The sequence below is a fragment of the Dietzia sp. DQ11-71 genome (genome assembly GCF_014144995.1).
In the GTDB taxonomy this organism is placed as follows: domain Bacteria; phylum Actinomycetota; class Actinomycetes; order Mycobacteriales; family Mycobacteriaceae; genus Dietzia; species Dietzia kunjamensis.
Map to the genome: position 1 here is coordinate 25877 of NZ_JAALDT010000122.1, position 10936 is coordinate 36812.

The 10936-nt window shown below is 71.8% G+C and carries 12 protein-coding genes; 8 read left to right on the top strand and 4 right to left on the bottom strand.

Annotation, left to right across the window (positions count from 1 at the left end):
• From G6023_RS05030 to G6023_RS05055, 6 genes are all read left to right on the top strand, one after another.
• Window positions 1-1131 carry a glycoside hydrolase family 15 protein gene (locus G6023_RS05030; RefSeq protein WP_067716788.1) on the top strand — a complete coding sequence of 377 codons (1131 nt, stop codon included), beginning with the start codon at window positions 1-3 and terminating at the stop codon, window positions 1129-1131.
• A gap of 79 nt (window positions 1132-1210) precedes the next feature.
• Complete coding sequence (locus tag G6023_RS05035; RefSeq protein WP_182634260.1) at window positions 1211-2068, top strand: LLM class F420-dependent oxidoreductase; 858 nt, start codon at window positions 1211-1213, stop codon at window positions 2066-2068.
• Between the two features lie 59 nt (window positions 2069-2127).
• A complete protein-coding gene (locus tag G6023_RS05040) occupies window positions 2128-3021 on the top strand; it encodes an SDR family NAD(P)-dependent oxidoreductase (RefSeq protein WP_067716782.1) in 894 nt (297 codons plus the stop codon).
• Window positions 3018-4064, top strand: a complete 1047-nt coding sequence (locus G6023_RS05045; protein ID WP_182634261.1) for a pirin family protein — start codon at window positions 3018-3020, stop codon at window positions 4062-4064. The genes G6023_RS05040 and G6023_RS05045 overlap by 4 nt, the downstream gene beginning before the upstream one ends.
• Before the next feature lie 13 nt (window positions 4065-4077).
• A complete protein-coding gene (locus G6023_RS05050) occupies window positions 4078-4431 on the top strand; it encodes a GNAT family N-acetyltransferase (RefSeq protein WP_154830624.1) in 354 nt (117 codons plus the stop codon).
• A gap of 1 nt (window position 4432) precedes the next feature.
• Window positions 4433-4888, top strand: a complete 456-nt coding sequence (locus G6023_RS05055) for a carboxymuconolactone decarboxylase family protein (RefSeq protein ID WP_067716774.1) — start codon at window positions 4433-4435, stop codon at window positions 4886-4888.
• A gap of 53 nt (window positions 4889-4941) precedes the next feature.
• On the opposite strand, the gene G6023_RS05060 is transcribed toward G6023_RS05055, so the two are convergent.
• Entirely contained in the window at window positions 4942-5358 is a 417-nt protein-coding gene (locus G6023_RS05060; protein WP_069389572.1) for a YccF domain-containing protein, read from the bottom strand.
• A gap of 46 nt (window positions 5359-5404) precedes the next feature.
• On the opposite strand from G6023_RS05060, the gene G6023_RS05065 reads away from it, so the two are divergent.
• Both G6023_RS05065 and G6023_RS05070 read left to right on the top strand, forming a co-directional pair.
• On the top strand, window positions 5405-6811 hold the full coding sequence (locus G6023_RS05065) for a sigma 54-interacting transcriptional regulator (RefSeq protein ID WP_082923932.1): 1407 nt from the start codon (window positions 5405-5407) through the stop codon (window positions 6809-6811).
• Window positions 6812-6855: 44 nt separating this feature from the next.
• Complete coding sequence (locus G6023_RS05070; protein ID WP_182634262.1) at window positions 6856-8874, top strand: vWA domain-containing protein; 2019 nt, start codon at window positions 6856-6858, stop codon at window positions 8872-8874.
• 144 nt (window positions 8875-9018) lie between these two features.
• Here the strand turns inward: G6023_RS05070 and G6023_RS05075 are convergent, their stop codons facing one another.
• The 3 genes from G6023_RS05075 to G6023_RS05085 all read right to left on the bottom strand — a co-directional run.
• Window positions 9019-9678 carry a class I SAM-dependent methyltransferase gene (locus G6023_RS05075; RefSeq protein ID WP_069389551.1) on the bottom strand — a complete coding sequence of 220 codons (660 nt, stop codon included), beginning with the start codon at window positions 9676-9678 and terminating at the stop codon, window positions 9019-9021.
• 24 nt (window positions 9679-9702) lie between these two features.
• Complete coding sequence (locus G6023_RS05080) at window positions 9703-10101, bottom strand: carboxymuconolactone decarboxylase family protein (protein ID WP_240341248.1); 399 nt, start codon at window positions 10099-10101, stop codon at window positions 9703-9705.
• Window positions 10098-10936: NAD(P)-dependent oxidoreductase (locus tag G6023_RS05085; RefSeq protein ID WP_241727690.1), on the bottom strand; the 839-nt coding region annotated here is incomplete at its 5' end. The genes G6023_RS05080 and G6023_RS05085, both read right to left, overlap by 4 nt.

The window sequence follows — 10936 nt, forward strand, 5'->3', positions numbered from 1 at the left end:
GTGCAGACGCCCAACACCGGAGTCACCAGCCAACGTCCGGTCCCCGCCGTGCCCGGGGTCCTCGACGCCGACGCGGTCCGCGCCACCGGCGAGTGGCTCGCCTCCGTCCAGAAACCCAACGGTGAGATCCCGTGGTTCACCGGCGGTCACACCGACCCCTGGGATCACGTGGAATCGGCGATGGGCCTGTCCGTCGCGGGTCAGTGGGAGGCCGCCGAGAGGGCGTACGGGTTCCTCCGGGACACCCAGCGGGGCGACGGGTCGTGGCCGATGAAGTGGCAGGACGACCACGTCGCCGACGGTGACATCGACTCCAACTTCTGCGCGTACGTCGCGGTGGGCGTGTGGCACCACCACCTGGTGAGCGGCAGGCCCGGCTTCCTCGAGTCGATGTGGCCGACGGTGCGCCGGGCACTCGACCTGGTGTTGACGTTCCAGGGGCCCGAGGGGCAGATGTGGTGGGGCGCCGGTCCCGAGGGCTTCTGCGAGGAAGCGCTGGTCACCGGCTCGTCCAGCATCCACCACGCGCTGCGCTGCGGCGTCGCGATCGCCGAGGAGCTCGGCGGGAGCGCGCCGGACTGGGACGCCGCCGCCGACCGGTTGGGCCATGCGCTGCGCGCCCACCCCGAGCTCTTCACACCCAAGGACGAGTTCTCCATGGACTGGTACTACCCGGTCCTGGCCGGTGTGATGGTGGGGGACCAGGCACAGGCGCGGCTCGACTCCCGGTGGGACGACTTCGTGGTTGACGGCCTGGGCATCCGCTGCGTCGACCACCGGCCGTGGGTCACCGGGGCCGAGACGTGCGAGCTGGTCCTCGCCCTGGAGGCGGCCGGGCGACACGAGCAGGCGCTCGCGCAGTTCACCAACATGCAGCACCTGCGGGACACCGACGGCTCCTACTGGACCGGACTCGTCTTCGCCGACGGCAAGCGGTGGCCGGTCGAGCTGAGCACATGGACCGCGGCCGTCATGTTGCTGGCGGCGGACGCCCTATCTCGCACCACCCCGGGCAACGAGATCTTCCGCTACGTCTCGCACCACACCATGCAGCGTCTGCAGTCCCAGCCGGGGGATCCGGCCGACTGCGTGGCGGGCGAGGTCTGCCCACCCGCCGCAGTCGTGCGCTAGTCTGTGGCGACACCGCCGCTGGACACCTGTCTGATCAGGTGTCGGGCGGCGGGTCGACGCTGCGCACGAGGGAGAACGCATGGAATTCGGACTGACCCTGTTCACCAGTGACCGGGGCATCCGGCCGACCACGGCCGCCGTGGCCGCCGAGCGGGCCGGGTTCTCCGCGTTCTACGTTCCCGAGCACACGCACATCCCGGTGCGGCGCGAGGCCGCGCACCCGGGCACCGGCGGCGCCGAGCTCCCCGATGAGCGGTACAGCCGGACCCTGGACCCGTGGGTCGCCCTCGGCGCCGCCGCGGCGGTCACGTCGACCATCCGTCTCGGGACCGCCGTGTCCATCCCGGTGGAGAGCGACCCCGTCACGTTGGCCAAGACCATCGCGTCGGTCGACCACCTCTCCGACGGGCGCACCGTGCTCGGCGTGGGGTACGGCTGGAATCTGGACGAGATGGCCGACCACAACGTGCCGCCGAAGCGTCGGCGCACCATGCTCCGCGAGTACCTCGAGGCCATGCGGGAGCTGTGGACGCACGACGAGGCCGAGTACCACGGTGAGTTCGTGGACTTCGGTCCCAGCTGGGCCTGGCCCAAGACCGCCCGCACTCCCGGCCCGCTCACCCTCGTGGGAGCGGCCGGCACCGAGAAGAACCTCAGGTGGATCTGCCGCAGCGCCGACGGCTGGATGACCACCCCGATCTCCCAGGACATCGCCGGCAGCGTACGGACGCTGCGGGAACTGTGGGCCGAGGCAGGTCGGGAGGGCGAGCCCTACATCGTGGTCCTCGACGGGAAACCGGATCACGAGAAGATCGACGCCTACCGCGAGCTCGGCGTCCACGAGCTCGTCTACGGAACCCCGGATCGGACCGAGGACGAGGTCCTGGCCTACATCGACCGCCTCGCCGGCAAACTCGGCCTCGACGCCCTGGTCTGAGGCGGGCGGGGCCACCTGGACAGCCCCACCGGGACTCCGCACGCCGGTACCGTCAGGGTATGGACACCAGCGCGCCCGCCGCCCCCGTCGTCGTCGTCACCGGAGCCGGGGGAGGCCTCGGGGCCGCCACCACCGCGCTCTACGCCTCCCGGGGCTGGCACGTCGTGGCCGTCGACCTCCAGGCGCCGCCCGGCGGTGACCGAATCACGCCCCTCGCCGCCGACGTCACCGACTCCGCCTCGCTCACCGCCCTGGCCGACCGGGTCCGACGCGAGCACGGCCGCCTCGACGCGCTCGTCACGTTCGCGGGCGTCCTCGGGATCGGGCCGCTGGCCGAGACCGATCCGGACCGGGTGCAGCAGGTCCTGGACGTCAACGTCATGGGCACCGTGCGCACCGTCCACGCCCTGTGGGACCTCCTCCGGGAGACCCGCGGGAGGGTGGTGCTCATCAGCTCCGAGACCGGCCCCCAGCACGGCATGCCGATGAACGGCGCCTACGCCATGAGCAAGCACGCGATCGAGGCCTACGGTGACGCGCTGCGGCGCGAGCTGATGTTCCTCGGCCTGGACGTCGTGCTCGTCCAACCGGGTCCGTTCCGCACCGGGATGACCGCCTCGATCCGGCGACGCTTCCAGGAATCGACCGCCCCCGGTTCGCCGTTCGCCGCGATGGCCGCGGTGATGGGGGAGATGGCCGCCGGCGAGGACGACAAGGCCACCGACCCGTCCGTCCTCGCCGAGGCGGTGTGGACCGCCGGTACCACCGCGCGCCCCCGCCGCCGCTACGCCGTGCGATGGGACCTCGGCCGACGTCTCCTCGACCACCTGCCGGTGGCGGTCGTGGACAAGGCGCTCGTCCTGGCGCTGGGCGGGAAGATCAACGCCAAGAAGCTGGAGCTGCGCCGCGAGGCCGTCGACGCCCGGGCCGAGATGAGCGAGGTCGTCGAATGAGCAACCTCGACCCCGACCCGCCCGAGATCGAGTGCGAGGCCGGCGGTGCGCCGGGCGGGCCCCGTTCGGCAGAAGCGCAGCCCGGCGGGGCCGTCGTGGAGATCATCACCTCCCGCGAGGTGCCCCTGGGCGGGCCGCGGGCGATGACGGTCCGCCGGACGCTGCCGCAGCGCCAGCGTTCGCTCATCGGCGCCTTCTGCTTCGTCGACCACTACGGACCGGATGAGGTCTCGGCCACCGGCGGCATGGACGTGCCCTCGCACCCGCACACCGGCCTGCAGACCGTGAGCTGGCTCTTCGAGGGCAGCGTCACCCATCACGACTCCGGGGACAACCATGCGGTGGTGCGCCCGGGGGAGGTCAACCTCATGACCTCCGGCTCCGGCATCTGCCACACCGAGGTCTCGACCCAGGACACCACCGTCCTGCACGGCGTGCAGCTGTGGACCGTGCTACCCGAGGAACACCGCGAGAGCAGCGGCCGCAGGTTCGACCACCACGTGCCCGACCCCGTCGGATTCGCCGGCGGATCGGCGCGGGTCTTCATGGGGTCCCTGCTGGGCTCGTCGTCGTCGGTCACCACCTACACCCCCCTCGTCGCCGCGGAGCTCCGGCTCGACCCCGGCGGCGAACTGCGACTGGACGTCGACCCGGCCTTCGAGCACGGGCTGCTCGTCGACTCCGGTGATCTGACCCTCGAGGGCGTCGACGTCGAGGTCAGCCACCTCGCGTACACCGGCGTCGGCGAGACCACCCTGACGATCCGCAACACCGGCACCACCGCCGGGCGGGCGGTCCTCATCGGTGGCACCCCGTTCGAGGAGGACATCATCATGTGGTGGAACTTCATCGGCCGGACCCACGACGAGATCGCGGGCTACCGCGAGCAGTGGGAGGCCGGATCGGAGCGCTTCGGACGCGTGGACGGCTACATCGGCCACGACCCGCGGGGGCTGACCCGGCTGCCCGCGCCCACCCTGCCCACCACCACCCTCAAACCGCGGGTCAACCCGGACCCGCGCGCGCAGTCGACCCCGATGTGAGAGGACACCGCAGATGACCGAGTACACCGACAAGACCGGCGCGACCGTGACCGTGGACCGAGCCGACTCCACCGAGGCGTTCGAGGTCCGGGACGCCTCCGGCGAGGTCGCCGGCCACGCCGACTTCCGCGACCACGCCGGCGAGCGCGTCTTCCACCACACCGTGGTCGACGAGCAGTTCGGTGGCCGGGGCATCGGCACCGCACTCGTGCGCGGCGCGGTGGAGGCCACGCGCGAGGAGGGGATCACCATCGTGCCGGTGTGCTCGATGGTGGAGGGTTTCCTCGGCAAGAACGCGGACGAGTTCGCCGGCGCGTACCGGGAGGCCACGGACGCCGACCGGGCGCGATTCGGCGGGGAGGGCTGACATGGGGGTTCCGCAGTTGGACCGCACCCAGCGCGAGGTCTACAAGCGGTTCGTCCGCACCGCCGTCGCCTCGCGGGAGGCCTCCGGCGAGGCCGGGCTGGAGGAGTCGCTGCTCGAACTGGTCAACGTGCGCGTCTCGCAGCTCAACGGCTGCGCGGCCTGCCTGGCCACCCACGTGCCGGCGGCCCGCAAGGCCGGGGTCTCCCAGGACCGGCTCGACCTGCTGCCCGCGTGGCGGGAGATCGACGCCTTCGGTGACCCGGAGAGGGCGGCACTACGACTGGCCGAGACGCTGACCCGGCTGGACGACGCCGAGGAACGTGCCGCCGCGATCGCAGCCGCCGCCGACCACTTCTCCGACGAGCAGCTCTCGGCGCTCGAGTGGACGATCGTGCTGATCAACGCCTTCAACCGGGTGTCGATCGCCAGCCACCACCAGCCGACGCTCGAGGACTGACCCGGCCCGGCCGCGGTGCGGGGGTGCGCGTTCAGCTGGTGGCGACCGGGCGGTCAGCGGGTGGCGACCGGCACCATCGCCGCCCGGTCGGAGCGGACGATCTCCTTGCCGAACGGGAAGCACGTGACCGGGATGAGCTTGAGATTGGCCCACGCCAGGGGCAGGCCGATGATCGTCACCGCCTGCGCTACGGCGGTGGCGACGTGGCCGATCGCCAGCCACAGTCCGGCCACCAGGAACCAGATGACGTTGGCGACCGTGCTCACCCCGCCGGGACGGCCCCGGTCGACGACCTCCCGGCCGAACGGCCACAGCACGTAGGCGGCGATCCGGAAACTCGCGACCCCGAACGGGATCGTGATGATGAGGATGCAGGCGAGGATCCCGGCCAGCACGTAGCCGAGGAACAGCCAGATGCCCGCGGTCAGCAGCCAGATGATGTTGAGGACGAGGGTCAGCACTGCACGCATGGTGCCCACCCTATGCCGGAAGCGGAAGTGGCATCGCAGGGCTACGGTGGGCGGTGTGAGCGATAAGCCGAACGTCAAGACTCTCGGCGAGCTGCGCGCCGCCGGATACACCAGCCGCACCCTCCGGGAGGAGCTGCGCGAGAACCTGCTCGCGGCCCTGGCCGCCGGACGCGATCCGTGGCCCGGCATGCACGGCTTCGACACGACGGTGATCCCTCAGGTCGAGCGGGCGATCATCGCCGGCCACGACATCGTCCTCCTCGGCGAACGGGGGCAGGGCAAGACCCGTCTGCTTCGCACGCTCGTCGGGTTGCTGGACGAGTGGTCGCCCGTCGTGGCCGGGTCCGAGTTGGGCGAGGACCCGCTCGCGCCGATCACCGGACCCACGCGCGAGCGGATCGCCCGTGAGGGCGATGCGCTGCCCGTGCAGTGGCGCCACCGTGACGAGCGCTACGTGGAGAAGCTGTCCACCCCGGACACCTCCGTCGCCGACATGATCGGCGACGTGGATCCCATGAGGGTGGCCGAGGGCCGCCGACTGGGTGACCCGGAGACCATCCACTACGGGTTGGTGCCGCGCGCGAACCGCGGGATCGTGGCCCTCAACGAGCTGCCCGACCTGGCCGAGCGGATCCAGGTGGCGTTGCTCAACGTCATGGAGGAGCGGGACGTCCAGATCCGCGGCTACGTCCTGCGCCTGCCCCTGGACGTGCTGGTGGTGGCCTCGGCCAACCCGGAGGACTACACCAACCGCGGACGGATCATCACTCCGCTCAAGGACCGGTTCGGCGCCGAGATCCGCACCCACTACCCGCTAGACCTGGCCGACGAGATCGAGGTCGTGCGGCAGGAAGCCGAGCTGACCGCCGAGGTGCCGGATCCGCTGATGGAACTGCTCGCCCGGTTCACGCGCGAGCTGCGCACCTCCGACTCGATCAACCAGGCCTCCGGCGTCTCCGCCCGCTTCGCCATCGCCGGCGCGGAGACCGTCGCGGCGGCGGCCCGACGGCGGGCGGCCGTGCGGGGTGCCGACGACCCGGGTGAGTCCGTGGCACGGCTCGTCGACGTGGACGCCGCCGTCGAGGTCCTGCGCGGCAAGATCGAGTTCGAGCCCGGCGAGGAGGGGCGCGAGACCGAGATCCTGCGGTACCTGCTGCGCATCGCCACGGTGGACGTCGTCCGCGGACTGTTCCGGGGGATCGACATGACCCCGCTGGTCGACGCGTTCGACGGGTCGGTGACCCTCACGACCGGCGCGAGCGTCACCGCCGCCGAATTCCTCGCCGCCCTGCCCGAGCTGTCCGAACCTGGGCTCTACGACGAGATCGCCGACAGGGTCGGGGCGTCCAACGTCGGCCAGCGGGCCGGCGGGATCGAACTGGCGCTGGAGGGGCTCTACCTCTCACGGCGTCTGTCCAAGGAGACCGGGGACGGCGCCGCCGTCTACGGCTGACACCATCGGCGGCTACCGAGCGCCGCCGGAGCAGGAGGTGCGCGATGTCGCGACCAGAGCCCCGCGCCCGCTACGGGCGCTACATCGGCGGGCCGGACCCGCTCGCGCCCCCGCTCGACCTGTCCGAGGCGCTCGACGCGGTCTCCGAGGGCGTCATGGCCGGGTACTCCCCGGAGCAGTCCATGCGGGAGTTCCTCCGCACCGGCGGCCGCGACCAGACGGGCCTCGACGAGCTGGCCGGACGCATCCAGCGTCGACGTCGCGATCTGCTGCAGCGGAACCACCTGGGCGGCACCCTCGAGGAGGTCTCCCGGCTGCTCGACGAGGCGCTGCTCGCCGAGCGGGGACAGCTCGCCCGCGACACCGCCATGGATCCGATGGACCGCACCCTGCGGGAGATGACCATCGAGAACCTGCCCGACTCGCCGGCCGCCGCGGTCGGGGAACTCAAGGACTACGACTGGGCCTCGTCCGACGCCCGCGAGGCGTACCGCCGCATCCAGGACCTCATGGGCGCCGAGGTGCTCGACGCCCGATTCGCCGGGATGAAACAGGCGCTGGAGAACGCGACCGACGCCGACCGGGCGGCGGTGTCGGAGATGCTGTCGGACCTGACCGAACTGCTCGACAAGCACGCCCGCGGAGAGGACACCCCCGAGGACTTCCGGGAGTTCATGGACAAGCACTCCGACGCGTTCCCGGAGCAGCCGAAGGACGTCGAGGAGTTGATCGACACCCTCGCCGCGCGGGCGGCCGCGGCCCAGCGGATGATGCGCTCGATGACGCCGGAGCAGCGGGAGGAGCTCATGGCCCTGTCGCAGCAGGCGTTCGGTTCGCCCGAGTTGATGGAGCAGCTGGGCCGGTTGGACGGGCTGCTGCAGTCCCTGCGTCCGGGCGAGGACTGGGACGGCTCGGAGGACTTCGAGGGCTCCGAGGGGTTGGGGATGTCCGAGGGGACCGCGGCCATGGCCGAACTCGGGGACCTCGACCGGCTGGCCGAACAGCTCTCCCGGAGCGACAGGTCCCCGCTGTCCGAACTCGACCTGGAGGCGGTGGCCCGCCATCTCGGTCGCGAGGCGGCGGTGTCCGTGCAGACGCTGTCGCGGCTCGAACAGCAGATGCGTGAGTCCGGCTACCTCAGTCGCCGACCGGACGGGGACCTCCGACTCTCCCCGGCCGCGCTGCGCAAACTCGGGAGGTCACTGCTCCGCGACGCCGCGCAGCGGTTGTCCGGCCGGACCGGTGCGCGCGAGACCAGGCTGTCGGGGGCCGCGGGGGAGCAGACGGGGTCGAGCCGGGCCTGGGAGTTCGGTGACGTCGAGTCCTGGGACGTGCCCAGGACCGTGGGCAATGCGATCTCCCGGATCGCCGCGGAGGGGGGCGAGACGGGTGCGGGGATCCGGCTCCTGCCCGAGGACATCGAGGTCAGGGAGACCGAAGCGCGGACCCAGGCCGCCGTGGCGTTGCTGGTGGACACGTCGTTCTCCATGGCCATGGAGGGGCGGTGGGTCCCGATGAAGCGTACGGCCCTGGCCCTCCACCACCTGGTGAGCACCCGTTTCCGGCAGGACCGGCTGCAGCTCATCTCGTTCGGCCGCTTCGCCCAGACCCGGACAGTGGAGGACCTGCTCTCCCTGGACGCGCAGTACGAGGCCGGCACGAACCTGCATCATGCGCTCCTGCTCGCCGGGCGGTACTTCCGTGAGCACCCGACGATGCAGCCGGTGTTGCTCATCGTCACCGACGGCGAACCCACCGCCCACCTGCTCAGCGGCGGGGAGCCGTGGTTCGCCTACCCGCCGGACCCCGACACCATCCGGATCACCGTCGACGAGTTGGACCGGGTCGCCCGCACCGGGGCGCAGACGACCTTCTTCCGGCTGGGCGACGACCCGGGTCTGTCCCGCTTCCTCGACGCGCTGGCCCGGAGGGTCGACGGCACGGTGGTGGCGCCGGACGTCGACGACCTGGGCGCAGCCGTGGTGGGGCGGTTCCTGCACTCACGGCGCGGCCGGCCCTCACCCGGCGACCCGTGGAGCGCCGGCGGTCGCTGGGCGGTGTGACCCACCCCGCCGCTGCCCCGCCCCGGCTCTCCGCGAACCACGAAATCCGCTACTCCGAATCGGGATCCGCTACTCGTATCGGAACAGCGGATCCGAATTCCGGGTAGCGGATCCTTGGAGGTGCGGGTAAAGGGCGTGCGGGGCTCAGGGCATCGGCGCGCCGATCTCGCCGGAGTCGCGGCGCAGCACGCGCAGCGAGTCCACGGCCCGGACCTCGGTGAACTGGCCCGACTCGAGCGCGCGGCAATAGATCTCGTACGGGGGACGGCCGCCGTCCTCCGGGTTCGGGAACACGTCGTGGATCAGCAGCGCCCCGCCGATCTCGACCCATGGTGCCCAGCCCTCATAGTCGGCCTGCGCCGCCTCGGAGGAGTGGCCTCCGTCGATGAAGACGAACGACGCGGGCTTGCCCCAGACGCGGGCCACCTGGGTCGACGTGCCCACCGCGGCGGTCACCACGTCGTCGAGCCGGGCGTCCCACATGGTGTGGCGGAACGAGCCCAGGGTCTCCAGGCGGCCGGTGTGGGGGTCCACCAGCGAGGTGTCGTGGTACTCCCAGCCGGGCTGGTGCTCCTCGGAACCGCGGTGGTGGTCGACGGTGACGATGCTGCCGCCGGTCACGCGGGCGGCCGCGCCGAGGAACACGGTGGAGCGGCCGCAGTAGGTGCCGATCTCCACGCCCACACCGTCGCCCAGGAACTCGCAGGCGATGTCGTACAAGGTGATGCCCTCCTCCAGCGGCATGAAGCCGGGGGCGGCGAGCGCTACGGCGAGCAGCGCGGGTTCGATCTCGGGTGCGGTCATGGGTTTCAACCTAGCGCCCGCCCCTCAGCTCTCGGCGCGGCGGGCGGCCTTGCGGGCACGCGCCACGTGCGGGCCCACCACGTTGCCGAGTTTGGTCCCGTTGGGCCAGCCCGCGTAGTAGCAGAGGAACACCACGATCTCCTCCAGTTCCTCGGGCGTCAGCTCGTCGTTCCCCAACGCCGCCCCCACCTGGATGTCCGCGATGTCGGTGTTGCCCTGGGCCGTCAGCGCCCCCAGGAGCAGCAACCGGCGATCGCGGTGACTCAGGCCCGGGCGGGACCAGATCCTGCCGAACAGGTGGTCCGCGGTCTCGGCGAAATAATCACCCGGCCCGTCGGACATCTCGAAGCCGTACACCTCGGTCATCATGGCCAGACCGTGCTCGCGCTCCGGGCTCATCCCGGCGTCAGCGGCGTCGCTCATCGGTTCTCCTCGTCGTCGTCGTGGTCTCGTCCGGTCCCGCCCGCATCGCCGGACACGCCGTCGGACGCGCGGACGTCCGCGCGGCGGGCGAGCTCACCCGGCCCGACACCGAACCCGGTGCCCAGGTCGCGTAGCGCGATGGTGCCCAGGGGCAGGTCCACGCCCAGCCGGTCGGCCAGGCCCAGGGCGAGGGACAGGTCCTTCTCGCCCAGGCCGCGGACGTGGGTGAACACGCCGTGCCAGAAGTCGTCGGCGGCGACCGGTGCGGTGGTGTCCCGCAGCATCACGGCCCCGGCGCCGCCGGTGATGGCGTCGGTGTGGCGGACCACCCGGCCCAGCTTGGCGATGTCGATGCCCGCGGCCTCGGCCAGCCGGGAGGCCTCGCCGGTGGCGGTGAACGAGATGAAGTGCAGGAGGTTGCGGGCCAGCTTCATCCGCGTGCCCGCACCCACCTCCCCGGCGTGCACGGGCATGCCCGCCCACAGCGCGAACACCGGCTTGCACGCCTCGTAGACCTCGCGCGGCGCACCGACCATCACGGCGAGCTGACCCGATTCCGCCCCCTGGGCGCCACCCGACACCGGCGCGTCCACCAGGTGGACCCCGGCGGCCGCACACACCTCGGCCAGCTCAACAGCCGTCGAGTCGGCGATGGTGGAGTGGACCGCGATCACGGTCCCCGGTGCGGCGGTGCGCAGGATCCCCTCGGGTCCGTCGACGACGTCACGCACCTGGGCGTCGTCCAGCACCGTCACCGACACCAGGCGCGCCGTGCGGGCGACCTCGGCACCGGTGGCGGCGGCGGTGGCGCCCTCGGCGACGAACGGCTCGGCCG

Coding starts and splice junctions, on each gene's coding strand:
- G6023_RS05035 (WP_182634260.1), top strand. CDS start 1,211: ATGGAATTCGGACTGACCCTGTTCACCAGTGACCGGGGCATCCGGCCG.
- G6023_RS05040 (WP_067716782.1), top strand. CDS start 2,128: ATGGACACCAGCGCGCCCGCCGCCCCCGTCGTCGTCGTCACCGGAGCC.
- G6023_RS05045 (WP_182634261.1), top strand. CDS start 3,018: ATGAGCAACCTCGACCCCGACCCGCCCGAGATCGAGTGCGAGGCCGGC.
- G6023_RS05050 (WP_154830624.1), top strand. CDS start 4,078: ATGACCGAGTACACCGACAAGACCGGCGCGACCGTGACCGTGGACCGA.
- G6023_RS05055 (WP_067716774.1), top strand. CDS start 4,433: ATGGGGGTTCCGCAGTTGGACCGCACCCAGCGCGAGGTCTACAAGCGG.
- G6023_RS05060 (WP_069389572.1), bottom strand. CDS start 5,358: ATGCGTGCAGTGCTGACCCTCGTCCTCAACATCATCTGGCTGCTGACC.
- G6023_RS05070 (WP_182634262.1), top strand. CDS start 6,856: ATGTCGCGACCAGAGCCCCGCGCCCGCTACGGGCGCTACATCGGCGGG.
- G6023_RS05075 (WP_069389551.1), bottom strand. CDS start 9,678: ATGACCGCACCCGAGATCGAACCCGCGCTGCTCGCCGTAGCGCTCGCC.
- G6023_RS05080 (WP_240341248.1), bottom strand. CDS start 10,101: ATGAGCGACGCCGCTGACGCCGGGATGAGCCCGGAGCGCGAGCACGGT.